Source organism: Nocardioides sp. NPDC101246, assembly GCF_044767415.1.
GTDB lineage: Bacteria > Actinomycetota > Actinomycetes > Propionibacteriales > Nocardioidaceae > Nocardioides.
The window spans coordinates 1-23,277 of record NZ_JBIWNX010000010.1; the positions used below are offsets into that span (position 1 = coordinate 1).

The 23,277-nt window shown below is 69.4% G+C and carries 21 protein-coding genes; 10 read left to right on the forward strand and 11 right to left on the reverse strand.

What is annotated here, in order from left to right:
• The first annotated feature begins 243 nt into the window (after positions 1-243).
• The 3 genes from ACIRON_RS18725 to ACIRON_RS18735 all read left to right on the forward strand — a co-directional run bounded on the left by ACIRON_RS18725 (position 244) and on the right by ACIRON_RS18735 (position 4,573).
• Positions 244-1,518: a DUF222 domain-containing protein gene (locus tag ACIRON_RS18725; protein ID WP_402994269.1), complete on the forward strand. Its 1,275-nt coding sequence runs from the start codon at positions 244-246 to the stop codon at positions 1,516-1,518.
• A 77-nt stretch (positions 1,519-1,595) separates the two neighbouring features.
• Positions 1,596-2,201 carry a hypothetical protein gene (locus ACIRON_RS18730; protein WP_402994271.1) on the forward strand — a complete coding sequence of 202 codons (606 nt, stop codon included), beginning with the start codon at positions 1,596-1,598 and terminating at the stop codon, positions 2,199-2,201.
• 146 nt (positions 2,202-2,347) lie between these two features.
• Positions 2,348-4,573, forward strand: coding sequence for an MBL fold metallo-hydrolase (locus ACIRON_RS18735; protein WP_402994273.1), 2,226 nt, complete (start codon positions 2,348-2,350; stop codon positions 4,571-4,573).
• 10 nt (positions 4,574-4,583) lie between these two features.
• On the opposite strand, the gene ACIRON_RS18740 is transcribed toward ACIRON_RS18735, so the two are convergent.
• Positions 4,584-5,033 (reverse strand): MarR family winged helix-turn-helix transcriptional regulator, encoded by a 450-nt coding sequence (locus ACIRON_RS18740; RefSeq protein ID WP_402994275.1) that lies wholly within the window; start codon positions 5,031-5,033, stop codon positions 4,584-4,586.
• Positions 5,034-5,093: 60 nt separating this feature from the next.
• Here ACIRON_RS18740 and ACIRON_RS18745 point away from each other — a divergent pair, with 60 nt between their 5' ends.
• Positions 5,094-5,678 (forward strand): hypothetical protein, encoded by a 585-nt coding sequence (locus ACIRON_RS18745; RefSeq protein ID WP_402994277.1) that lies wholly within the window; start codon positions 5,094-5,096, stop codon positions 5,676-5,678.
• Positions 5,679-5,694: 16 nt separating this feature from the next.
• On the opposite strand, the gene ACIRON_RS18750 is transcribed toward ACIRON_RS18745, so the two are convergent.
• The 3 genes from ACIRON_RS18750 to ACIRON_RS18760 form a co-directional block, all read right to left on the reverse strand.
• Complete coding sequence (locus tag ACIRON_RS18750) at positions 5,695-6,465, reverse strand: enoyl-CoA hydratase/isomerase family protein (protein ID WP_402994279.1); 771 nt, start codon at positions 6,463-6,465, stop codon at positions 5,695-5,697.
• Between the two features lie 76 nt (positions 6,466-6,541).
• Entirely contained in the window at positions 6,542-7,891 is a 1,350-nt protein-coding gene (locus ACIRON_RS18755) for an ATP-binding protein (protein ID WP_402994283.1), read from the reverse strand.
• Complete coding sequence (locus tag ACIRON_RS18760) at positions 7,888-8,565, reverse strand: response regulator transcription factor (RefSeq protein ID WP_402994285.1); 678 nt, start codon at positions 8,563-8,565, stop codon at positions 7,888-7,890. Before ACIRON_RS18760 ends, ACIRON_RS18755 begins: the two co-directional genes overlap by 4 nt.
• 79 nt (positions 8,566-8,644) lie before the next feature.
• Between ACIRON_RS18760 and ACIRON_RS18765 the strand changes: the two genes are divergently transcribed.
• Together ACIRON_RS18765 and ACIRON_RS18770 are read left to right on the forward strand one after the other, a co-directional pair.
• Positions 8,645-8,971 carry a PepSY domain-containing protein gene (locus ACIRON_RS18765; RefSeq protein ID WP_402994287.1) on the forward strand — a complete coding sequence of 109 codons (327 nt, stop codon included), beginning with the start codon at positions 8,645-8,647 and terminating at the stop codon, positions 8,969-8,971.
• A gap of 14 nt (positions 8,972-8,985) precedes the next feature.
• Positions 8,986-9,747, forward strand: coding sequence for a hypothetical protein (locus ACIRON_RS18770; RefSeq protein ID WP_402994289.1), 762 nt, complete (start codon positions 8,986-8,988; stop codon positions 9,745-9,747).
• Positions 9,748-9,794: 47 nt separating this feature from the next.
• Here the strand turns inward: ACIRON_RS18770 and ACIRON_RS18775 are convergent, their stop codons facing one another.
• The gene (locus ACIRON_RS18775) at positions 9,795-11,675 is read right to left on the reverse strand and encodes a right-handed parallel beta-helix repeat-containing protein (protein ID WP_402994291.1); all 1,881 of its coding nucleotides are present in this window, start codon (positions 11,673-11,675) and stop codon (positions 9,795-9,797) included.
• Positions 11,676-11,918: 243 nt separating this feature from the next.
• Between ACIRON_RS18775 and ACIRON_RS18780 the strand changes: the two genes are divergently transcribed.
• Positions 11,919-12,683, forward strand: a complete 765-nt coding sequence (locus ACIRON_RS18780; protein ID WP_402994293.1) for a FadR/GntR family transcriptional regulator — start codon at positions 11,919-11,921, stop codon at positions 12,681-12,683.
• 64 nt (positions 12,684-12,747) lie between these two features.
• Here ACIRON_RS18780 and ACIRON_RS18785 read toward each other — a convergent pair whose 3' ends face one another.
• From ACIRON_RS18785 to ACIRON_RS18795, 3 genes are read right to left on the reverse strand one after another with little or no spacing between them, the layout of a single operon-like run.
• Positions 12,748-13,620, reverse strand: a complete 873-nt coding sequence (locus ACIRON_RS18785; protein WP_402994295.1) for a carbohydrate ABC transporter permease — start codon at positions 13,618-13,620, stop codon at positions 12,748-12,750.
• Positions 13,617-14,594 carry a carbohydrate ABC transporter permease gene (locus ACIRON_RS18790; RefSeq protein WP_402994297.1) on the reverse strand — a complete coding sequence of 326 codons (978 nt, stop codon included), beginning with the start codon at positions 14,592-14,594 and terminating at the stop codon, positions 13,617-13,619. The genes ACIRON_RS18785 and ACIRON_RS18790 overlap by 4 nt, the downstream gene beginning before the upstream one ends.
• Positions 14,595-14,633: 39 nt before the next feature.
• Positions 14,634-15,893 carry an ABC transporter substrate-binding protein gene (locus ACIRON_RS18795; protein ID WP_402994299.1) on the reverse strand — a complete coding sequence of 420 codons (1,260 nt, stop codon included), beginning with the start codon at positions 15,891-15,893 and terminating at the stop codon, positions 14,634-14,636.
• 216 nt (positions 15,894-16,109) lie between these two features.
• On the opposite strand from ACIRON_RS18795, the gene ACIRON_RS18800 reads away from it, so the two are divergent.
• Genes ACIRON_RS18800 through ACIRON_RS18810 form a run of 3 tightly spaced genes read left to right on the forward strand, consistent with a single transcriptional unit; the run spans position 16,110 to position 19,306 of the window.
• Complete coding sequence (locus ACIRON_RS18800; RefSeq protein WP_402994301.1) at positions 16,110-17,096, forward strand: hydroxyacid dehydrogenase; 987 nt, start codon at positions 16,110-16,112, stop codon at positions 17,094-17,096.
• Positions 17,097-17,114: 18 nt separating this feature from the next.
• Positions 17,115-18,554, forward strand: coding sequence for a hypothetical protein (locus ACIRON_RS18805; RefSeq protein ID WP_402994303.1), 1,440 nt, complete (start codon positions 17,115-17,117; stop codon positions 18,552-18,554).
• A gap of 2 nt (positions 18,555-18,556) precedes the next feature.
• A complete protein-coding gene (locus ACIRON_RS18810) occupies positions 18,557-19,306 on the forward strand; it encodes a sugar phosphate isomerase/epimerase family protein (RefSeq protein WP_402994305.1) in 750 nt (249 codons plus the stop codon).
• Between the two features lie 4 nt (positions 19,307-19,310).
• Here ACIRON_RS18810 and ACIRON_RS18815 read toward each other — a convergent pair whose 3' ends face one another.
• The 3 genes from ACIRON_RS18815 to ACIRON_RS18825 all read right to left on the reverse strand — a co-directional run bounded on the left by ACIRON_RS18815 (position 19,311) and on the right by ACIRON_RS18825 (position 23,260).
• Positions 19,311-21,974 carry a right-handed parallel beta-helix repeat-containing protein gene (locus tag ACIRON_RS18815; protein WP_402994307.1) on the reverse strand — a complete coding sequence of 888 codons (2,664 nt, stop codon included), beginning with the start codon at positions 21,972-21,974 and terminating at the stop codon, positions 19,311-19,313.
• 97 nt (positions 21,975-22,071) lie between these two features.
• A complete protein-coding gene (locus ACIRON_RS18820) occupies positions 22,072-22,944 on the reverse strand; it encodes an amidohydrolase family protein (RefSeq protein WP_402994309.1) in 873 nt (290 codons plus the stop codon).
• Positions 22,937-23,260 (reverse strand): L-rhamnose mutarotase, encoded by a 324-nt coding sequence (locus ACIRON_RS18825; RefSeq protein WP_402994311.1) that lies wholly within the window; start codon positions 23,258-23,260, stop codon positions 22,937-22,939. The genes ACIRON_RS18820 and ACIRON_RS18825 overlap by 8 nt, the downstream gene beginning before the upstream one ends.
• Between the last annotated feature and the right edge of the window lie 17 nt (positions 23,261-23,277).

A 23,277-nucleotide genomic window follows, 5' to 3' on the forward strand; every position in this document is an offset into this window, starting at 1 on the left:
ATAAAAGATTTGGCTGGCTATGGGGGCGGCGACCCGGGTGGGGCGCGGAGGGGTTCTTGCTGGGATTGGTGGGGCTCGTGGGGGTGGAGGGGTGGCCCTTCGGGCCACTTACCATCCACAGAAGCGACCTCGTTCGCTCACCGCGAAAATGGGCTTTGACCTGCACCTATAGGTGGCTAGGTATCCCTTCGACGGCGTAGAATCAGACCCATCACGACACACCTCTGAGGGGAGGGGATCACGATGAGTCTGGACCGCGACGTCGACCACTGGGGCAGCCACCCTGGTGATGCGATCGACACCGCTCTCGCCGCTATCGAGTCCTCCCTTCAAGACTTGTTGGTGAGTGATCCTGCCTATTGGAGGACCGCGACGAAGAAGGACCTGCTGGCCCGTCTGGAGACGATCCAGGCCCAGCAGGCCGCCCTGCGGTTGCGGGTGCTGGCCTCGTCCGGTGATATCGCCGAGGAGACCGGGGACAAGGACGCCTCGGCCTGGATGCGCGCCGAACTGCTCGTCGACAAAGCCGTGGCCCGGTCGCAGATCAAACTCGCCACCAAGATCGCCAAGTACGAGCTCGTCGCCGACGGTCTCGCTGCCGGTGTCGTCTCCCCGGACAAGGCCCGGGTGATCACCAAAGCGCTCGACAAGATCGAGGCCGACCCGGTCGCCAGCGCCGAGGACCTGGTCTTGGCCGAGAAACTGCTCGTGGACTACGCCACTAGGCTGACCGCGAACGAGCTGGCGATCGTCGGACGGAAGATCCTGGCCGAGATCGACCCGGCCCGGTTCGAAGACGCCGAAGCCCAGGCCCTGCTCGCCGAAGAGGAACGGGCCCACCAGAGGACCGCACTGCGGGTGTGGGACAACCACGACGGCACCGTCGGGTTCGACGGGGTCCTGCCGACCTCGATCGGGATGCGGTTCAAACGACTGGTCGAGGCCTACGCCCAACCCCGCAAACAACAGCTCGTCGCCAAGGGCGCGGGACTGCCGCCGTGGGAGAGGCTGATGGGACAAGGGTTCTCGCGGCTCTTGGAGACCCTCGACCCCGCCGCCCTGCCCCGCCACGGCGGGGATGCGACCGTGGTCAACGTGGTGATCTCCCTCGAAGACCTCCGCAAGGACCTCGGCACCGCGACCCTGGGCTACGACGAGACCAACGGCACCACCATCACCGCGGCCGAGGCCCGACGAATGGCATGCAACGCCACCATCATCCCCTGGGTGCTCGGCGGCGACAGCGAGGTCCTCGACGCCGGCCGGGCCAGTCGGTTCTTCCAGCCGATCCAACGCAAGGCACTGCGGCTGCAGGCCAAGTGCTGCCAGGCCGAGGGCTGTGACATGCCCCCGGAGTGGTGCGACGCCCACCACCTCGACCCCTGGGCCGCGGGAGGGAAGACCGACCTCAAAGACGGCGCACTGCTCTGTCTCCACCATCACCGCCTGGCCCACGCCCCGGCGTACCTCCATGAGCGATTGCCGGACGGCACCATCCGGTTCACCCGCCGCCCCTGAGTCCGACCATGACGCGGGCCACTTTCCATCCACAACCCGGCTTCAATCCGAGTTGTCCACAGCCTCGAGGTCGCTCCTTGCTCGGCTCAGGCGCGGCGGGGATCGTGGCGCCCATGGGATACCAAACAGACTTCGTCGGATACCTGCAGATCCTGCCTGAGCTCAACGAGGACGAACGCGAGCTCGTCAACCGGATCTCCGGCTCGGTCTTCGTCGACCGCCGCGAGACCGGGTTGCGGGCACTCGACAACGACAATGCCGCTGCATTGGCACTCCAGAGAACGGCGCCTCGCGGATGGTCGAACTGGTCGGCCTGCCCGCAGGGCTGCTGTCTGAGCTACGACGGCGGGGACAAGGCGAACCACATGGTGCCTTGGCTGAAGTTCCTCATGTCGACGTACCTCACGCCGGGCGCGGCCGCTTCTGGCCGCGATGGGTTCGAGACCTTCACCTGCGATCACGTTGTCAACGGAATGGTGGTCGGCTCCCGAAGGGACAAACCGGGAGCTCATTCGATCACGGCGCGCGACAACGACATCGAGGTCGAGCTGCTCTGGCCGGGAGTCAAGGACTGGAGCAGCTACCCACCGCTTGCCTACCAAGCCGAGATCGACCGCTTCCGCCAGTGGGTGGTCGATCAGCCGACGGTCGACACACCCGAGGACTGGCCACGATGGTCCTAGAACGCCTCTCCATCGTGTGACCGTCGTCATACCCGGCTGGCATCACGTCAGTCCGAAACGGGCTTGGACGCCTGTTCCGCGCCGTTCCTAGGCTGCGGATCCAGCGGCCTCCCTCCAGGGAGACCCATCGCGGAGAGGGCAATCGCATGGGCATGGAGTTCGATCGGCGTTCACTCTTCAAGGTCGGCGCGAGCGTGGCCGGCGGCGGCGCGCTGGCCGCGAGCGGGCCGGGGATCCAGCAGGCAGCACAGGCCGCCTCTGTCCCCGAGCGGAGGCTCACGCGCAACGGGGTGGTGGTCGGATTCGTCATCGGCGAGCCCAAGGTCGTCGACCAGGGCACCCAGGCAGTCGTCGAGGTGCCGGTGCTGGCCGAGGGTGGGAGCCGGCTGGCGGTGACCCAGCGCGTACGCCCGAGCGCCGCCGAGCAGATCGCGGCCGGCATCACCCAAGGCACTCTCGTCGACTTCGTGGTCAAGCGCGGCGAGGTGGTCGTGGACGACGACCAGACCCAGCCCTTCCACACGGTGCTGACCAAGTCGGCGAGGCCGGTCTTCGCGACGCAGAGGTACGGCCCGGAGCTCGCTCCGCGTGACGGCAGCCCGGGGGCGATGGTCGCCGCCGGCTGGGTCTACGCCAAGAGCGCCCGGACCATCACGATCGGCGACGGGCGGCAGGTCACCGAGGACATCGGCGGTCGCCCGCTTCCCCGGCCGTGCAGGCGCTACGAGGAGACCTACCGGGTCGCGCCCGATGTCGAGGTCTACCGGGTGGACACGTCGAGCTGGGCCGCCTCGCAGTCCTCGACGTTCGCCGCGGTGCCGGTCACGCGCGACTACGCCTACAGCACAACGAACCGGCAGGCCGCGTTCGTCGTCTTCGACCGTGACTTCCGAGACGCCGACGACGCCCGGGTGCGCCAGATCTTCTACTTCGCGCCGCAGGACGTCTCCGACGGCAAGCCGGTGTGGGACGTACCCACGCAGAGCGACCTGCTCACCGACAAGGGCGTCGACCCGGTCTCGGGGCAGCGCTACGTGGACATCGTCGCGACCGGGGTCGCCGCCGCGCCCTACACCCGCAGCACCGAGCCCTTCGAGATCGTGCCCGACACCTTCTACTTCGTCGGCGACAACGAGGTGTCCTGCTACCTGTTCAACACCGACATGGGCACCCGGAGCCGCCGCGACGACCGGCTGGTGCTGCTCGACACCGGCTGGCCCAACAGCGGCTACCAGTACTGGAAGAACATCGAGGCGATGGGCTTCGACCCGCGCGACATCGACGACATCATCATGGCCCACGGCCACGGCGACCACTACGGCACCACGGTCGAGCTGGTCACCATGATCGAGAACGCCGGCGGCACCGTGCGGCTGCACTCCCCGCGTGAGGACATCGTGGGTCTCGGCCAGGATGCCGTGGGCAACACCTGGAACCTCCCGCCGGCGCTGCCGGCGAGCGAGACCCTGATCCGCGAGCGCAGCGACTTCCTCGTCTACGACGAGTGGATGGACTTCGGCAACGCACGGCTGATGCCGTTGTGGTCGCCCGGCCACACCCCCGGGTCGGCATCCTTCGTGTTCGAGGTGAAGAACCCTCGCGACGGCAAGCGGCTGACGTTCGGCTACATGGGCGGCTACGGCTGGAGCCCGAAGATCGTCTCGCCGACCAACGGCTGGCAGCGGCTGGGCTTCCCCTACAACCTCGCCTGGCTCCAGCAGCGCGTCGCGCCCGACTACGTCACCGGCCAGCACGCCAACCAGTTCCCGCTGGTCGAGATCTACCAGGCCCTCAAGGCCTACAACAACGACCCGGCCAACCGCGACCGCCAACTCACCATGCTCGACGCGATGGTCCCGGGCGAATGGGTGAACTACCTCGAGAAGAGGTACGCCACCGCCACCAACGCCATCGCCGACACCCAGCCCGGCTACCAGAGCATCGAGACCTACGGCCCGTTCAAGCCAGGCCGCGAGAACGGCGCCCAGGACGTACGCGTCCGGCTGGTCGACGGCGGCCAGGTGCAGCACGGCTACGACCGCGCGCTCAACCGCAACCCGCGGATCCCGCTCCTGGCCGACGGCATCAACATCAAGATCGACAGCTTCGTCCACGACCCCGACGGCTGGTACGTCCAGTTCGAGCTCGACGTCCTCGACTCCTACGGAGGCTTCCTCCCCGGCGTCGGCCCCGTCGAGTCCATCCGCCCCGAGGTCACCGAGATCCTGCGTACGCAGCGTTTCGGGAGCCGCGCCGAGGCGGAGGCCGTGCTCGCCACCGTCAGCGCGGGCGGGACCTACCGGGTCGACCTGACCCCGGCCAGCGCCATCGTCATCCCGACCGACGGCTCCCCCGTTCTCGAGGCCGACTGACGGCGACGCCTCAGCGCTCCTCCGACTCCAGCCGTTCGGTCTCGAGGCGTAACGCCTCGATCACACCGCTGACCCAGCGTCCGATGGCGGCGAGCTCGTCCTGATCGAAGCGCTGGTTCATCTGCTCGATCCGCTGGGCGAGCCCGGCCGCCGTCGGACGCGAGGTCTGCCGGAAGTGCGGTGTGGTGTGGATCCGGAACGACCGGCGATCGCGGGAGCTGCGCTCGCGGCGTACGTATTCCGCGGCGACCAGCTTGTCGACGATCTTGGTGACCGCCGCGTTGCTCAGCCCGGTGGCGGCGGAAAGCTCCCCGGGGGTGATGCCCTCGGGGTGGCGGGCCACGAGGTCGAGCATCTTGTGCTCGCTGTTGCCGACACCCAGCCGGCGGGCGATGGCCTCGTGGAACATCACCACGTGAAGACTCAGCTCCGAGCCGAGCCGGTCACCGTCCTCGGACATGCGTTCACGTCCTCACCTAATTTGTTTCACCATAGTGAAATAACAGGCTAGTCTCCGGCCATGAAGATCGAGCTGTCGCCACCCCGGGCGACCACGGAATCCCTGACCTTCGCCGGCGCCCTGCTCCGGTGCTACGTCGCCGCCCTGCTCGTGGGTGCTCCGCTCGCCGCGCTGCTGCTGACCCCGGGACTCATGCGCAGCCGGGTCGCCCTGGTCTCCGGGATCACCTCGTTCGGCATCGCGGGATTCCTGGTCCTCTCGTTCCTGCTGATCGCGGTGGCGCCCCGCCTCTCGGCCCGGGTCGCACCCGGCGCCGGATGGCGGCCGGGCCTGGTGCGCAAGGTCGGCCCCGCGCTCCGTCGCGAGCTTCCCCGTCAGTGGTGGGGCCGGGCCGGCGAGGCGCTGCTGATCTTCGTCGCGTCGCAGCTGACCGGGGGTTTCATCGCCTGGATGATGCCCTACATCTGGGCCGACCCGGCCTCGACCGACGACCACGTGATCTGGGTGCTCCACTACCCCAACTACGCCACGCAGGCGATCTCGATGTACCTCGTCATCTGCCTGGCGGCCGCCTGGTTCGGCACCCGGCTGCGTCAGCTGGCCGTCGACATCGAGTTCGTGGACCACGGACAGCCGGTCTCGTAACCGGTCCGGCCGAGGGCTAGCCCCGCAGCACGGCGCGGAGCCGACCCACCTGGGCGGTCCGCTCGGCCAGCCGCTGCTCGTCAAGACTCCTGGCCTGCGCAGCCGCGAGAAGCTCATGAGTACGCCGCACCGCGGTCGCATCGTGGGCGAGGAGCGCTGCGACCAGATCGGCGAGCGTGGTGTCGAGCTCAGCCGCCGGCACGACGCTCTGCGCGAGGCCGATCCGCTCGGCCTCCGCGGCGCCGACCTTGCGGGCGGTGGCGCAGATCTCGAGGGCTCGCGAGTAGCCCACGGCCTCGACCAGCGGCTTCGTGCCGGCCAGGTCGGGGACCAGCCCCAGCGCCGGCTCCTTCATGCAGACCCAGGCGTCCTCGGTCATGATCCGCAGGTCGCACGCGAGCGCCATCTGGAAGCCCGCACCGATCGCGTACCCGTCGACGACGGCGATCGAGATGAACCTCGGGTCGGTCAGCGCCACGAACGGCCGCTGATACTCCCCGATCAGGTCGATGACCTCCTGGTCGCTCCGCGCCAGCGTCGCGACCAGGCTGCCCTCCACCTCGGTCTGACCCGGGTCGACCAGCGACAGGTCCAGCCCGGCCGAGAACGCGCCCCCGGCACCGCGCACCACGACGACCCGCACGTCGTCCGGGAGCGACTCGAGGAACTCCGCGATCGCCGCCCACATCGCCGGATGCTGCGCATTGCGTACGTCAGGACGGTCCAGCAGCACGGTCGCCACCGCACCGTCGATGCTCAGTGCGACACCTGGCTCGTTCACGTTCATGGCTTCGCTGGTCCCTTCGGGCAGGAGTACGTCGGACGACGTGCGGCCACCGTAGTCGAGCGGGTCGGCCTCTGGACTAAGGGGCAACCACGGTCGGCGACGCGAGCACCAGATGTACATGGGTGCGGTCGCCGATGTGCTCGACGTCGATCGAGCCGCCGTGCGCCCGCGCGATCTCGCGGACGATCCAAAGGCCGAGGCCGGAGGGTCCGGACCGCGGCCAGAAGTCCTGCGGGAGGCCGTCGCCCTCGTCGGTGACCGTGACGACGGCGCCGCCGGACGTGGCGCGGACCGCGACCTCGATGTCACCGGCGCCGTGCCGGATCGCGTTGTCGATGAGGTTCGACAGGGCCCGGTCGAGCCGGATGGCGTCGCCGTGGATCTCGACGGGTCGTGGCGCCGCCAGCGCGAGGCCACGGCCCCCGGCGGCCGCTCGGAACCGCTCCACGACCCGCGCGGCCAGGTCCACCAGGTCGACCGGGCGCGACTCGATCGGCAAGGACGGACCCCCGGAGCCGGCGCGCTCGAGAAGGTCCTCGGCCAGCGCGATCAGGCGCCGCACCTCCTCCTCGACCGAGCTCAGCGCGACCCTCAGCTCCTCGGGCGTCCTCGGCCGAGCCAGCGCGAGCTCGATCTCGGTGAGCATCAGCGCGAGCGGCGTACGCAGGTCGTGGCTGGCATCGGCGACGAACCGGCGCTCCCGCTGCAGACCCTCGTCGAGCCGCTCGATCATGGCGTTGAGGGTGAGTGCGAGCCGGCGCAGCTCGTCGTCGGCCGCCGGAACCGGGAGCCGTTCGCCGGCGCTGCGCGCCGAGATCGTCGCCGCGCGGGCTCGCATCCGCTCGATCGGCCACAGCGCCGCGCCGGCGACCAGGTAGCCGAGCCCGCCCGCGACGGCCAGTGCGAGCGGGCCGGCGATCAGCAGCTGGTTGCGCAGCGTGGTGAGGGCCTCGTCGGCATCCTGCCGTGAGGTGCCGACGACCAGGTAGTCGTCTCCGACCGGCCGGACCAGCAGGAGGAGACGCTCCCGCTCCGGGTCCCGTCGTCCCGCCGCTGCCGCATCGTCGTCGAGGACCGTCGCCGTCCGCTCGACCCAGCCCGACCGGCCGGACCGCAGCGCGGCGGCATCCAGCAGCGGTTCCGCGACGAGCCGCGACGAAGCCCGTACGTCACCCCGCGGGCCGATCACCTGGGCATGGACCTCGCCGCCGAGGCCGGCGACGGCCTCCCACCGGTCGCGGCCGTGCTCCGCCTCGAGCCGATCCGCCTCGGCTGCGACCGAGTCGCGCAGCCGGTCGTCCAGCGCGTCGCTGACCCGCACCTGGACCAGGACGCCCAGGCCGGTGATCGCGACGGCGGTCGCCGCCAGGAAGGCGAGCGCGACCCGGACCCGCAGCGGCCACCGTGCCGGCGACCAGCCCCTCACGACGGCTCCGCGACGAGCCGGTAGCCCACGCCGCGTACGGTCTGCAGGGTGCTCACCCCGAAGGGCCTGTCGATCTTCGCGCGCAGGTAGCGCACGTAGACGTCGACGACGTTGGAGGTGACATCGTGGTGGTCGCCCCAGGCCAGAGCGAGCAGCTGCTCCCGGGTGAGGACCTGGTCGCGTCGGCGCATGAGCGCCTCTAGGAGGGTGAGCTCCCGGGTCGACAGCGACACCTCGGTCTCCCCACGCCAGACCCGCCGCTCGGCCGGGTCCATGTGCAGGCCGCCGACCTCCAGCAGCACCGGCCGCGGCACCGGACCGCGCCGGGCGAGAGCCCGCATCCGGGCCAGCAGCTCCTGGAACGCGAACGGCTTGGCCAGGTAGTCGTCGGCGCCGCTGTCCAGGCCGGCGATGCGGTCGGCCACCGCGGTGCGCGCCGTCAGCATCAGGATCGGGATCCACACCCGCGCGGCCCGCAACCGACGACAGACCTCGAAACCGTCGATGTCGGGCAGCATGACGTCCAGGAGCATGACGTCGTACTCGCCACCGCGTGCCGAGGCGAGCGCCTGCGTGCCGGTCGCGACGGAGTCGACCACGCCGCCACGCTCGGTGAGCCCACGGGCGACGAGCGCGGCGAGCTTCTCCTCGTCCTCGACCAGCAGCACCCGCACACGCTCATGCTAGGTCCGCGGATGAGCGCCGGATGAGAGACTCATCCGCCCCTCATCCAGCGGCCGTAGCGTCGATCCCATGAAACCCACCCGCAAGCGCATCGCCGTCGTCATCGCGGCCGCGGCCGTGGTCACCGCCGGAACTGTCGGTGCGGCACGTGCCCTGTCCGGCGACGACGACACCCACGAACAGCCCATCCCCGCCGCCGAGCTCGATCAGGCCGAGCAGGCCGCCCTGGCCGAGACCGGCGGCGGCACCGTCACCGCGACCGAGGTCGACGACGAGGAGAGCAAGTACGAGGTCGAGGTGACCCTCGACGACGGCAGCCAGGTCGACGTCCAGGTCGACGAGAACTTCCAGGTCGTCGGCGCCGAAGGCGACGACGGCTCCGGCTCCGACGACTGACCCGAGGTCGTACGATGGCTCGCCTCCGCCGCCTCCTCGTCTGCTGCCTCGTGGTGGTCGCCGGCTGTGGCACCGAGGGGCTCCCGCAGGCGGACGACCCGGTCGACCTCGATCCCGCCGAGTTCACCGCCGACATCACGAACCCGTGGTTCCCGCTCGAGCCGGGAACCCGCTGGACCGACCGCGAGACCACCGAGGAGGGCGAGACCGTCGACGTCGTCGTCACCGCCACCTCGGTGACCCGCGAGATCGCCGACGGCGTCACCGCTCGCGTCGTACGCGACACCGTCACCCGCGACGGCGACATCATCGAGGACACCCTCGACTGGTACGCCCAGGACGCCGATGGCACGGTCTGGTACCTCGGCGAGGACACCGCGGAGTTCGAGGACGGCGAGCTCACCACCCAGGAGGGGTCCTTCGAGGCCGGCGTCGACGGCGCGCAGGCGGGCGTGATCATGCCCGCCTCCCCGGAGGTCGGGATGACCTACCGGCAGGAGTTCCTCGAGGGCGAGGCCGAGGACCACGGCGAGGTCCTCGCGCTCGGCCGCCGGGCGAGCGTGCCCGCCGGCGAGTACGACGACCTCGTGAAGACCGCCGACACGACCCCGCTCGAACCCGACGTGCTGGAGCACAAGCTCTACGCGCGAGGCGTCGGGCTGGTGCTCACGATCGACAAGGAGGCCGGCGGTCGCGAGGAGCTCCTCGCGGTCACGCACGTCTCCCCCGCGGAGGCGCGTCGTGCCGGAGAAGCGCCGCTGGGCGAGGCGTACTGACCGCAGGCCCGGCGCGATGCGCCGGGCCTGCGATGGTGGGGCTGCCGTCAGGAACGGGCCGCCGCGATCTGCGCGCTCACGTCGTAGGGGAACTCCGAGGTGATGCCGATCTTGTCGTACTCCATCTTCGAGGCGTCGAACCCGTCGTTCCAGTTGCCGTTGGTGACCTCGTTGCACTGGTAGGACTGGTAGGACTGGTCGGTGGTCTCACCGACCTCGATGTTGGCGAAGGAGAACCCACAGCCACCGGCGTCCATGTGGATGCCGCGCGTACCGGAGTCGGGCATCTCGCCGACCGGGTCGGTCAGCACGTCGCCGATCACCATCTGCTCGACCGTGTTCTTGATCGGGTGCGGCTCCTGGTTGGCCACGCCGTAGGTGTAGAACGCGCCCATGTCACCGGAGTCCAGGCCGGCGTTCTGGATCTCGATGTAGCGGAAGGTGTTGTTGTCGGTGTACTGCTCGCCGTCGACGACCTCCGGACGCGACTCCAGGCTGATGCCGTACCGCGCGGAGTGGTTGACGAAGATGTTCTCGACCAGGTTGTTGCCGGTGTCCATCAGCTCGACCCCGGACGCGTCGCCGGGCACCAGCTCGCCGATGTGGTCGATGAACACGTTGGAGATCGTGTGCCCGTGGCTCAGGTCGCCCTCACCGGGCCAGCCACCCTCGATCTTGATGGCGTCCGCGCCGATGTTCTCGAACCAGCTGTTGGTGACCTTCAGGCCCTCGTTGGCGAACAGGGCGTAGACACCCATGAACCCGGTGTCGGAGACGTGCAGGTTGGTGAGCGTGATGTCCTTGGTGTTCTCCAGCGTGATCGCACCGAACCGGTTGCGCGGCATCTCGATCTGCCGGTCGTACTCGGGATACTTGTGCGCGTCACCCGAGTCGCCCGCCGAGATCCACCCCGAGCGGTACCAGTCGGTGAAGTCGCTGTGCTGCAGCCCGATGCCGTCGAAGGTGATGTTCTGCGCCCGGCGCTCCGGCGTCGCACCCTTGACGTCGATCAGCTTCTTCACCGTCGGCGCCATGATCCGCACCTTGCTGATGTCGCCCTTCGGCTTGTAGTAGACCTCGTTGTTGGCGTAGTCGAAGTAGTACTCGCCCGCCTGGTCGAGGAACGGCAGCGCGTTCTGGATGAAGTAGCGCGAGCCGCCGCCGCTGTTGACCAGCGCGTAGCGCGTCCAGTACTTCAGCGTGGTGAAGCCCTTGCGGTAGTCGGCCCCGCCGATCGGCACGATGTCGGTGAACCAGCTCCAGGAGCCGCCGGACCACACGGTCAGCTGGGCGTTGGCCAGGGGGTTGCTCGTCGGGGTGTCGTCCCATGCCGGGTCCCAGTCACCGTCCTCCCAGTAGAGCCACTGCCGTACGGCCTCCTTCTCGGGCTCACCGAGCTTGGAGAAGAGGTACGGCCCGTGGGAGTCCACCGACCCGCGGTTGGGGTAGCGGGCGACCTCGGCGCGTGCGCCGTCCTCGAACAGCGTGTAGAACCGCTGGCCCGGCTCGACCTTGGTCTTGTAGATCCCGTCGCGGAACGGCTCCCACCCGGTCAGCTCCTTCGCACCGGTCAGCACCGCCTTGCCCGGCCCGTCCACCGACCGGTAGACGACGTCGTGGCCGTTGCTGCCGCTGTCGCGGTCATCGAGCTCGAGGGTGGAGTCCACCTGGTACTCGCCCGCCCGGACGTTGACCGTGACATCGCAACCCATTCGGGCATTGAGCTTCTTGTCGCGGATCTGGTCGCGAGCACGCTCCAGGGTCGCGAACGGCGCGCTCTCCGACCCGGCCGCCTTGTCGCTGCCGTCCGGCGAGACCCAGAGAGCCTTGCACTTTCCTCCCGCCGCGTCGGCGGTTCCTGCGGTGACCGCGAAACCGGTGACCGCGACGACGGCCGCCGCGGCCAACGCGCCCAAGCGGCGCGTCATTGGTTGCTGCATGGTCCGTTCCCTTCTCTATGGGGGCGGAGCGCCCGGCGAGAGACAGAAGGACCACCCAGGGGTGGCCGTGCGGCCTCCGAGACGAGCTCCGTGTGACATGCGCCACCCTACTAGGGTGATGTCATACATATGACGTGTCAAGCCTTTGTTGGATGATGAGATGCCTCGAACGTCGACGCAGCACGGCCATGTCGCCGCTTCGGCGACGTACGATGTCCTACACTTCCGGGTATGCCGCAACCGCTCTCACGGACCACCACGGTCCTCTCTCAGCCGCGTGACCGGCAGCCGATGCTCGGCGTGGTGGTCGTCGACGAGCTCGTGGACGCGATCGTCTCCGGGCGCCTGGCGCCGGGCGACGCACTGCCGCCCGAAGGACCGCTCAGCGAACAGTTCGGCGTGAGTCGCACCGTCGTGCGCGAGTCCGTGAAGCGCATCGAGGAGAAGGGCCTGGTCACGATCGCGCGTGGGCGCGGCACCGAGGTGCGCCCCATGACCGCGTGGAACACGATGGACCGCGTGGTCCTCACCGCCCTGATCAAGCACGACGAGACGCTGGGCATCCTCGACGAGCTCAGTGTCGTCCGAGCCCAGCTCGAGTCCGTGATGGCGGCAGAGGCCGCCCAACGACGGTCGGAGGAGCAGGTCGCCGAGCTCGACCAGGCGATTCAGCGGATGCGGGAGAGCACCGCCGACGAGGAGGTCTTCCGCGCCGCCGACGTGGCCTTCCACGAGACGGTCATGGAGATCTCCCGCAACAGGCTCGCCAGCAACATCGCCCGCACGCTCATGGACCGGGCACTGGAGAGCTCGCGCTACCACGGCGTCGACACGCCCGACGCGTTCGCGGTGACCCTGCGCGAGCACGAGGCCGTGCTGGCCGCGATCTCCGAGGGCGACGCCGTCCGCGCCCAGGACGCGATGAACGACCACATCCTCGAGGCGTGGCGCCGCCGCCGGCTGCCGCTGTCCGGCGCCGGCGACCGCAAGGACTGAATCCGGTCGCAGAACGACGCTCGATGGCGTGGGGCGGTGTCGCACCCACGCCATCGAGCACAGGTCAGCCCTTGACCGCCCCGGCGGCCATTCCGCTCATCACCCAGCGCTGGGTGAGTACGAAGATCACCAGGATGGGGAGCACGGCGAGCAGGAGCGTCGGGAACACCTGGGTGTAGTCGGCGGAGTACTCCCCCACGGACGCGTAGACACCCGTGGTGACCGTGTAGAGGCCCGAGCCGGGACCCAGGATGAGCTGCGGACTGGCGAAGTCGTTCCACACGCTCAGGGTGTTCAGGATGAACACGGTCGCCAGGATCGGCTTCATCAACGGCAGGATGATCGTCCACAACGTCCGGTAGGGACCGGCGCCGTCGATCGCCGCCGCCTCGTCGAGCGAGGAGGGCAGCATCCGGATGAACCCGGTGAAGACGAAGATCGTGAACGGCACCGTCGCCGAGGCCATGAAGAGCACCAGCCCAGGGAACGTCGACATCAGCCCGATCGTCCGGAGCACGAAGATCACCGGCACCAGGATCACCTGGGTCGGGATGAACATGCCCGAGATGAAGAACAGCAGCGCCGCTCCGAACACTGGGCGCGGGGAGCGCGCGATGACGTACGCCGCCGGCGCACAGACGCCTATCGAGACCAGGTTCACGCAGATGACCAGCGCGATCGTCACGGCGTAGCCGAACGCGATGTCGAAGTCCGGGTTGTTCCAGGCTGCGGCGAGATGCTCGAGCGTGAACTGACCGGGCGAGAGCGAGAACGGCCGGCTGATGATGTCGCGCTGGTCCTTGAACGCATTGACGACCAGGAGGTACATCGGCACCAGCATCACCACGCAGAGTGCCGTGACTGTGGCGTACCAGAACGGCGTACGCCGCTCGCCGGTCGAGCTCCGCCGACCGGTCAGGGCCTGCAGCGCGCTCATGCCTGCGCCCCCTGGTCGTGACGGCGTCGCAGCGCGAGCACTCCGAACGCGAGGAACGCCGCCACCAGGATGAGGACCACTGCCTCGGCCGAGGCCAGCCCGACCTGCCGCTTGGGGAACTCCACGGCGAGGATCTGGTAGGCGAAGGTCTTCGTGGAGCCTGCCGGTCCGCCGCCGGTCAGCGAGACGACGACGTCGTAGGTCTTGAGCAGCGAGATCATCGAGGTGATCAAGGCCACCGTCACCGAGGGCGCGAGGGCCGGCCAGGTGACGTGGCGGAAGGTCTGCCAGCGGTTGGCACCGTCCATGCGGGAGGCCTCCAAGAGCTCGGCGGGCACGGCCTGGAGCCCGGCGAGGTAGATGAGCAGCTGGACGCCGAACTGCGCCCAGGCGATGACGAGGATCAGGGTGGCGAGCGCCCAGGTCTCGTCGCTGAGGAACGGGAGCGGGCTGCGGCCCAGGTTCTCCAGCACCGAGTTGACCGCTCCCTGCGGGCCCAGGATCGCCGACCAGAGGAAACCGACGACGATCAGGCTGAGCACGTGGGGGTAGAACATGACCACCCGGGCGAACGCGGTGAAGCGGGTGGTGCGCCACAGCAGGAGCGCCAGGCCCAGGGCCGCGGCGTTGACCACCATCGAGCCCGCGACCGCGACGATCGCGGTCACGACCATGGACCCTCGTACGTCGGCGGACTCGAAGATCCGGACGTAGTTGTCGAAGCCGACGATCTCCGGGGTCTGGGTCGGGAAGCCGTTGTAGTCGGTGAAGCTGTAGTAGACGGCGTACCCGACGGGCACGACGAGGAGGCCGACGAAGACCACCAACGCGGGCAGCACCATCGAGGCCTCCACCCACCGCGAGGTGCGCGGACGGGAACCCGGGGACCTGCCGATCACCCGGCGACGCGGTGCCCCTCCCTCCCGCGGCAGGTCAGCTGCCGCGGGAGGGCTGTCGGTCTTGCTGGCGCTCATGAGAGCCATCATCGTTCTCCTCGTCGTGGCCCCGAGGGGTCACCCATTCTGTTCGGCCCAGTCGTCGAGCGCCTTCGCGGCGTCCTCGGGGCTGGTTCCGGTGTAGAGGCTCTGCACGATCTCGGTGAACTTGTCGTTGAGGCCGACGACGGGCAGGCGGATGTCGCCCGCACCTTCACCCACGGCCACCAGCTCGGGTGCCTCGTCGATGATCGCCTGGATCTCGGTCGCGACCGGGGACTGCTCGACGGCGGCACCGGCACGGAACACGCCGTCGGCGGTCAGCTGGCTCTCGATCGCGGCCTCGTCGGTCACGAGGTACTCGACGAGCTGCAGCGCCTCGTCGGAGTGCTCGCTACCGGCGTAGACCATGTAGGGGCTGGCCATGGTGGCGCCCTGCGGGCCGGGGTAGGCCATGCCCTCGTCCACCGGAGGGGAGAAGACGCCCACCTCGAAGGGAAGCTCGCCGGCGTTGTCCAGGCTCGCGACGAGCCAGCTCCCGAGCGGGTACATGCCGACCTTGCCCTCCATGAAGTTGGCGTCGGCGGTGGTCGGGTCGAGGCCGACATCGGTCTTCTTGATGTAGCCGTCGCCCAGCCAGGTGGCGTAGTGCTCGAACATCGGCTCGAAGGCGTCACCGAGGGTCAGCTTCTCGTCGGCGACGGCCGACTGCCACTCGGGCTGCTCGGTGTTGAGCGTGGGGTGCCACAGCTGCTGGAGCTGGAGGCCGGTCTGCCACTGGCCCGCGGTCTGCAGCGGGGTGTAGCCGGCGTCGGCGAGCTGGCCGAGAGCGGCGTTGAACTCGTCCCAGGTCTGCGGCGTGGCCTTGATGCCGGCCTTCTCGAAGGCCGTCTTGTTGTAGTAGACGAGCGACTGCGCCTGGGAGCCGACACCGGCGACCAGTCGCTTGCCGTCGATGGCGTACGTGTCGACCATCGGCGTGTCCTCGACCCAGCTCTCCTCGGAGAGGTCGAGCACCTCCGGGGCGATCTGGTCGTCCGGGAAGATGGACTGCACCACGTCGGGAGCGGTGCCGGCCGCGAGCTGAGAGCTGAAGGTCTCGCTCACGTTGGTGCCGGTCGGGCCCTCGATCTTGACGTCGATGCCGGTCTCGTCCTCGAAGGGCTTCACCAGATCGTTCCAGAAGTCCTTGGTGAGGTTGTCGGTCAGGTTGACCAGCACCCGCACCTCCTTGCTGTCGTCACTGGCAGCGCCGTTGCCTCCACAGGCAGCGGTCGCGATCAGGGGAAGCAGAACCGCTGCGACAGCACCCGCCCTCCACAAGCGTCGTGTCTCCACAGGAATCTCCGTTTCGTCGTCCGTCGATCTTCATCCGACGGAGGTTGTTCGCGTGGACTCTGGCGATTCGGACTGCCGACCACCGGAGTGAGGAAAGCGCTATCCCGGGCGCCAACGTGACGAAGATAACACATCTTATGTTTAAATGGGCAAGCCCAGATCCGGCCGTTTCCGAAACGGCTCCGACAGCCTCGACGACCCGAGAGGATCCGCCTCGTGCGCGCCGCCTTCGCGATGACTCCCCATCTCCAGCATCGGTTCTTCGATGCACCCCTCCTGGCCGAGCTGGGCGGACTCGTGGAGATCGATGCCGACCAGGTGCTGACGTCCTACGACGACCCGGATGCCGCCGAGGTGGAGGTGCTCATCACCGCCTGGGGCACGCCGACCATCGACGCCTCGACGCTCGTCCGGATGCCACGGCTGCGCGCCGTCGTCCACGCCGCCGGCTCGGTGAAGTACTTCCTCTCCCCCGAAGCCTGGGAGCGTGACCTCCGGGTCACCTGCGGCGTGGAGCCCAACGCCCGCCCGGTCGCCGAGTACGCCCTGGCCGCGGTGCTGTGGGCGACGAAGTCGGTCCTGCCGCTGACCGAGCGGTTCCTTGCCGATCGGGCGGCGCCCGACCTCACCGTCGACGACACCATCGATGGCGCGTACGGCACGACGGTCGGCCTCCTGGGCGCCTCGGCCACCGGCCGGGCGCTGATCGAGCTGCTCGCCCCCTTCGACCTCTCCGTTCTGGTCAGCGACCCGACGATCGACGCGGCCCGAGCCGCCGAGATGGGTGCGGAGCTCGTCGGCCTCGACGATCTCTTCGCACGCTCCCGTGTCGTCTCGCTGCACGCGCCGCTGCTGCCGCAGACCCGGCACCTGGTCGACGCCCGCCTGCTCGCGTTGATGGGCAACGGCACCACCCTGATCAACACGGCCCGGGGCGGCGTCGTCGACCACGACGCGCTCCGCGCCGAGCTGGTCTCGGGCCGGCTGCGAGCGATCCTGGATGTGACCGAACCCGAGCCGCTCCCCGCCGACGACCCGATGTGGAGCCTGCCCAACGTCACCCTGACCCCGCACGTCGCCGGCTCCCAGGGCAGCGAGCTGCGCCGCCTGGGCCGCGCCGCGGTGGACGAGGTGCGTGCCCTGATCGACGGCCGGCCGCCGCTGCGCCCGGTCGACCCCGCCACCCTGGCCACCAGCGCCTGACCACCATCGGAGACCCCCATGACGAAACCTGCTCCCGACCTCGCCCACCTCACCCGCTGGTTCCTGACCTGGGTCACCGACGAAGGGGCGATCAACGGCTTCCACAACCACAGCGTGTGGGGCACGAACCCCGCGACCTTCCTCGACTGGACCAGCGGCCACGCCGCCTTCTCCGCGCCGGCTCTCGGCGCCGTCGCACAGCTCCTCGCCGCGCGGCCCGATGACCGGGCCGCCGAGGTGTGGCGCCGGATGATGCGCTTCCAGAGCAGCGCCCTGCAGGACGACGACCAGTACAAGCACGTCGGCTTCCAGGTCGGCGAGTCGGCCACGACCGGACTGATCCACAACGCCACCGGCAGCATCGGCCTGCTCCTCGGGCTCAAGCACGCCCGGCACCTGCTCGATGACGCCGAGGTCGACCGCATCGTCGAGGTGGTGCGCCGCAACCTGGTCGCCCTGCACTCCTTCGGCGGCGGCCGCCCGGCCGAGGACGGCACCTGCAACCAGGAGTACGCACGGGTGTGGGTCAAGCTGCTGCTCTCCGAGGTGACCGGCGACGACAGCGGCCTGGCCGAGATCGCCGAGGACCTCGACCTCCTCATCGCCCGCCACCACGAGCCCGGAGTCCCGGACGCCGACTCCTCGGGCACCTGGCGTCAGGCAGAGGATCGGGTCGCCGGCGGGATCCTCGAGCCCGCGGAGTACTACGGCCTGATGATCATGCCGCTGCTGCTCGGCCACCTGCGCCTGGGTGAGCAGCGCTACCTCGACGAGGCGGTCCGGCTGTGCCGCCACGTCGCCCGCTCGGCGTGGACCGACGCCGACGGCCAGACCCGCTTCCACCGCTACTGGTACGTCGCACCCAGCACCACCCTGAAGAGCGACACCCCCATGCTGATCGCCGGCATGGGTCTGACGCTGCACGGGATCCGTGAGGTGTGCCGGGTGCGCCCCGACGCCGAGCTCGAGGAGTTCATGGCGCGTTGCCGGGCGACGTACGCGCACTATCAGGCGCCGGCCGGCTACTTCGCCTCGGCGACCCACTGGGGCACCGAGGCCGACGTCGCCCCGAGCACCGCGTGGCACGCCCACGACCTGGTGTTCCTCGCCGACGACGTCGAGGACCCGGACCCGGACTTCTGGACCACGGTGCTGACGCCCGACGAGCGTCAGTCGGTGCTGATGACCAACCGGGCCGTGTGGGCCGAGCACGGCGTGCACTGGTGCGTCCGCAGCCCGCTGACCGCCGGCGACCTCCACCTCTACGGCCGCAAGGACCGGGCGGTCTTCGGGCGCGACTTCTTCGCCTGGACCGACAAGGAGCCGCTCGACGACGAGCTGCGCTACCCCGAGGCGCCGCTCTTCCTGGAGACCAACGACGGCATGCGTCGCGTGGACACCTCCGAACGCCCCACGGACGTCTCGACGCTGGGCACGACCTACCACGGCGGGCTCTGAGCATGCTGCGTCCCGGGTTGTGCTCGGTCACGGCACGTCATCTCCCGACGGACGGGGTGCTGGAGGCTGCCGCGAAGGCCGGTCTGGCCTGCATCGAGTGGGGCGCGGACGTGCACGCCCCACCGGCAGCCGACCTGCGCGGCCTGGCCGCGGCGACCGCCGCCGCCGGGCTGGCCGTAGCCTCCTACGGCACCTACTGGCGGGCCACGCCGGACGACGACGGGGCCGCACTGATCGGCGCGGCCCAGGCATTGGGGTGCACCCGCCTACGCATCTGGGCCGGCACCACCGGCTCGGCCGAGGCCTCCCCCGCCGAGCGCGCCGAGGTCGTACGCCGCGTACAGGGGCTGGCCGACGAGGCCGCCGGCCACGGGCTCGAGCTCGCCTTCGAGCACCACGACCTGACGCTGGCGGACACCGTCGAGTCCACCCTCGACCTCCTCGCCGAGGTGGACCGACCGAACGTCGGCACCTACTGGCAGCCCCGGGTGGGCGAGCCGGCAGACGTGGCCCTGGCCGGGCTGGCCCGGCTGCTCCCGCACGTCCGGGCGGTGCACGCGTTCTCGTGGTGGCCACGTCACGAGCGCCTGCGGCTGGAGGCCCGGGCCGATCTGTGGGTGCCGGCCCTGGAGATGCTGGCAGCGACCGGGCGGGCGACGGACGTACTGCTGGAGTTCCTGCCCGAGGACGACCTGTCGCTGCTGCCGAGCGAGGCAGGTCGCCTGCGCGAGTGGATCGCGCAGGCGACCTGAGGGCTCAGCCGGCGGCCGGGCCGCCCGGGAGTCCGATGCCCTCCCGGGTGACCAACCGGTTCCAGTTCGCCACCCACTTCCGGCCGAAGGTCTGCGCGACCTCGCCGGTGTAGCTGAAGCTCAGCGTGTCGAGGTCGAGCCCGGCGGCCTCGAGCGAGGCGGGCTTGCTGAGGTTGGTGTTGATCGCGTCGCTCCACGTGGAGAGGCGATAGGTCGCGGCCGGGTCGGCGAACGAGTTCTCCCCGGCGCGGTACTCGCCGCCGCCGATGATGACCGAGCGGTCGATCGCATTGCGGGCCGGCGCGTAGAGCGAGTTCGGGTTCTCCCACACGGTGGCCCGGTCGCAGCCGTTGGTCGCGGCGGCCGCATAGTCGGCCTTCTTGCAGTCCTCTCCGGTCGCGGTGACGCGCGGGACGTACCAGTCCTTGATCTCCGGGAACACGATCGGCGCTCCGTCGGAGTAGCGGGCCCTGCCGTCGGTGTAGTGACGGTGCCAGCGGGCGACGTCCTCCGCGGTGGCCGAGTACTTCTCCCCAGGACGTACGTCGAGGAACGAGTTGTAGCGGCTCTGCACCACCCAGCCGTTGGGCACGGGAAGACCGGTCTCCCCGTTGCGGTGGTAGAGCTGGTCGTGGCCGGTCTGGTCGACGTCGATGAACACGTTGTCCGTCGCCTTGTTGCTGTGGCCCGACTGGAAGAACACCCCGGAGTGCGCGTTCTTCACGACGTTGTGGTGGAACCGCATCCCCGAGACGCCGTCGTCCATGTAGAACGCGTCGTTGGAGCCACCGATGGTGTCGAAGAAGTTGTACGCGACCTCGTTGCCCAGATAGGTGTAGTCACGCCCGGTGTAGACGACGCCCTGGTCGCCCGCGTTCTTCACCAGGTCGTAGAAGAAGTTGTTGTTGACCTTCATGTCGTTGCCCATGATCTGCACCGCCATGTGGGGCGCGTCGTGGACGTAGTTGTTCTCGAAGCTGTTCCCGACGCCGTAGAGGTAGCCGGCAGGCGTGTAGGTCGCCAGCCGCGAGAAGCGCGCGATCTCGTTGTTACGAGCCACGTTGTCGCCGCGCTCGAGCGTCTTGCGGTCACCGCCGCCGAGCAGGACTCCGCCGCCGCCGAGATCGTGGAGGTAGGAGTTCTGCACGAGGTTGTCGTGGCCGCCGCGTACGGTCTCGTAGTCGGGCAGCGCGGTGATGGACTCGGTGGTCTCGCCGATGCGGATCGCGTCCATGCTGACGTTGGAGATGTCGACACCGTCGATCAGCGTCTTCTCGGCATCGAGGAGCTGGACCGCGCTGATCAGCGAGTCCGACATCGACAGGCCCTTCAGCGTCACGCCCGTGGTGCCCTCGAGCCGGAAGATGTTGTCGTCGAAGGCGCGCAGCGTGGCGCTCTTGCCCTCCATCGACCCACCCGCCGGCTTGTAGTAGACGACGTCGTTGCCCGCGTGACGGTCGATGTAGTACTCACCCTCGGTGTCCATCTCGGAGAGGATGTTGAGCGCCTTGACCTTGGTGTAGTCGTTGCGGGGCCAGTACATCGAGGGGTACTTGGCGTACATCGTGGTGCCGCTCCAGGAGACCAGCCGCACCATGTCGTTGGCGTAGTTGTTGCCGAGGTAGCCCGAGAGCCACGCCTCGGTCTCGTACGTCGTGTTGTCGACGTCGGTGAGCTCCTGCGGGTCGGCCTGGACCGGGATGTTCGAGTAGGCACCGAAGCCGCGGGTGCCGTGGTCGACGATCTCCGGGACCCCCTGCGGGGCCCAGCCCTGGTAGCGGTCGCCCTCGAGCAGCCGGCCACCGACCTCGTAGAGGGGAGGCGTCATCGTCCGCATCTCGTCCTGGGACCAGGTGTCACGGTCCGCGGGGTTCGCGAGCTGCTGCTTCTTGTCCTCGAACTGCGCGCGCGGGGTCGTCCCGCTGATCGCCCAGTCCGGCTCCATCCCGAACCGGTCGCGCAGCGTCCACTGGATCAGATCGTTGGTCGCCGGGACCTTCCACTTGCCGCCGTCGCCGTAGAGGTAGCAGCTGCTGTCGGCCCCCGTGCAGTCGTTCGGGTTCGGGTACTGCGCCAGCGTCTGGGTCCCGCCGTCGACGACGAGCTCGGGCGCGAAGGGCTGCGGCAGCCAGTTGAACCCGTTCTTGTAGAGGGTGCCGGGGTCGATGTTCTCGGCACCGAGGTCATAGACCCACACGCCCTCGCGCAGGGCCGGCGAGTCGAGCCGGGTGTTCGAGGAGAACCGCGGCTGGGCGAGCTCGTCGGCGGACAGGTCCGCGAGCGGCCGCCAGCCCTGGGCACCCAGCGCGTGCGCGCCCGTGAGGCGGACCTTCTCCCCCGCCGCGGCGCGGTAGGTGACCCAGGAGTGCTCGGGACCGGTCAGGTCGATGGCGTCGTCGAGGACGTACTCGCCACCGTGCACGATCACCGTGCCCCGGTTCTTCGCGGAGGTACGTCCGGCCAGCGCGTCGCGGGCCGCTTCCACCGTCCGCAGCGGCTGGCTCTTCGTGCCCGGGTCGGCGTCGTCGCCGTCGGGGGCGACGTGGATCGTGAGGGTCCTACCGGCCGCGGTGGCGGGCTGCGTACCGGCGACGAGGACCGTCGAACCGAGTGCCGCCAGGACCACGGCCACCGCCGCGCGGGTGCGGCGTGTCGTGCGAGTCTGCATGTCCGTCTCCTTGAGATATGACGTATGACATGTGTCTAACATCACAGACGAGGTTCGGGCAAGCGTTTTCCAATGTTTCCGGGGCGCGCGACGCCGATCAGGGGTCGAGGCCGTAGACGCGAGCGGCCGTGCCACCCCAGACATCGGCGCGGCCGGTGTCGTCGAGCCCGGCGAGCACCGTGTCGGCCAGGTCGACCACCTCGTCGTAGGACGAGCGCAGCAGGCAGACCGGCCAGTCCGAACCGATCATCGTGCGCTCGGCACCGAAGACATCGATGACGTGCGCGGCCCAGGGAAGCACCGCCTCGATCGGCTGCTCCGGGGCGAGCTCGGTGACCAGCCCGGACAGCTTGCACGCCACGGAGTCGTGGCGGGCGAGCGCGGCGACGTGTCCCGCCCACTCGTCGAAGGCGGCAGGGTCGATCACGGGCTTGCCGACATGATCGAGCACCCAACGCCCGTCGGGGACCTGCTCGACCGCGCCGACGGCGGCCGGCAGCTGGGGCTGGCGCACCAGCAGGTCGTAGACCAGGCCGGCATCAGCGACCGCGGTGAGCCCCCGCAGCACGTCGTCACGGAGCAGCCACTCGGGATCGGGCTCGGACTGCACCAGGTGCCGGATGCCGACGAGGAGGTCTCCTCCGGGACCCTCGCGCAGTCCGGCGAGCCGATCGGCGACGTCCGCTGCGGTGAGGTCGACCCAGCCGACCACCCCGAGGATCTCGGGGGTGACCGCCGCCAGCGCGAGCAGCTCGGGGGTCTCCTCAGCGACCGCGACGGTCTGGACGAGGACGGTCCCGGTGATCCGGTGGTCGGCCAGATGGGGCCGGAGTTCATCGAAGGAGAACGAGCGCCGGATGGCCGGGAGATCGCGCGTCCAGTCCTGGTCGCGTACCTCGAGGTCCCACAGGTGGTGGTGGGCATCGATGCGCCGGAGCCCGTTCGAAGGCTCGGGCGAAGGCTCAGTCAAGATGGAAGACCTCGGTCATCGTGGACCACTGCTCGTCCTCGGAGGCGGTGGGCAGCCGCTCCTGGCACGGGGCGGTGACCTCCCACCACCGCTGGGTCACGTCGTGGGCGGCGATCGCGGCCATGTCCGCCTCGTAGTCCTCCCCGACGTGCTCGAAGTAGCTGAAGAGCCAGCCGTCGCGCAGGAAGATGGAGTAGTTGCGGATGTTGCTGGCGGTCAGGCGCTCGAGCACCTCGGGCCACACGGCGGCGTGCAGCTCGACGTACTCCGCCTCCTTCTCGGGGCGCAGCCGGACCACGGAGCCATAGCGGGTCATGTGGGGGGTCCTCTCAG

Coding starts and splice junctions, on each gene's coding strand:
- ACIRON_RS18725 (WP_402994269.1), top strand. CDS start 244: ATGAGTCTGGACCGCGACGTCGACCACTGGGGCAGCCACCCTGGTGAT.
- ACIRON_RS18735 (WP_402994273.1), top strand. CDS start 2,348: ATGGGCATGGAGTTCGATCGGCGTTCACTCTTCAAGGTCGGCGCGAGC.
- ACIRON_RS18740 (WP_402994275.1), bottom strand. CDS start 5,033: ATGTCCGAGGACGGTGACCGGCTCGGCTCGGAGCTGAGTCTTCACGTG.
- ACIRON_RS18745 (WP_402994277.1), top strand. CDS start 5,094: ATGAAGATCGAGCTGTCGCCACCCCGGGCGACCACGGAATCCCTGACC.
- ACIRON_RS18750 (WP_402994279.1), bottom strand. CDS start 6,465: ATGAACGTGAACGAGCCAGGTGTCGCACTGAGCATCGACGGTGCGGTG.
- ACIRON_RS18765 (WP_402994287.1), top strand. CDS start 8,645: ATGAAACCCACCCGCAAGCGCATCGCCGTCGTCATCGCGGCCGCGGCC.
- ACIRON_RS18770 (WP_402994289.1), top strand. CDS start 8,986: ATGGCTCGCCTCCGCCGCCTCCTCGTCTGCTGCCTCGTGGTGGTCGCC.
- ACIRON_RS18775 (WP_402994291.1), bottom strand. CDS start 11,675: ATGACGCGCCGCTTGGGCGCGTTGGCCGCGGCGGCCGTCGTCGCGGTC.
- ACIRON_RS18780 (WP_402994293.1), top strand. CDS start 11,919: ATGCCGCAACCGCTCTCACGGACCACCACGGTCCTCTCTCAGCCGCGT.
- ACIRON_RS18785 (WP_402994295.1), bottom strand. CDS start 13,620: ATGAGCGCGCTGCAGGCCCTGACCGGTCGGCGGAGCTCGACCGGCGAG.
- ACIRON_RS18790 (WP_402994297.1), bottom strand. CDS start 14,594: ATGAGCGCCAGCAAGACCGACAGCCCTCCCGCGGCAGCTGACCTGCCG.
- ACIRON_RS18805 (WP_402994303.1), top strand. CDS start 17,115: ATGACGAAACCTGCTCCCGACCTCGCCCACCTCACCCGCTGGTTCCTG.
- ACIRON_RS18810 (WP_402994305.1), top strand. CDS start 18,557: ATGCTGCGTCCCGGGTTGTGCTCGGTCACGGCACGTCATCTCCCGACG.
- ACIRON_RS18815 (WP_402994307.1), bottom strand. CDS start 21,974: ATGCAGACTCGCACGACACGCCGCACCCGCGCGGCGGTGGCCGTGGTC.
- ACIRON_RS18825 (WP_402994311.1), bottom strand. CDS start 23,260: ATGACCCGCTATGGCTCCGTGGTCCGGCTGCGCCCCGAGAAGGAGGCG.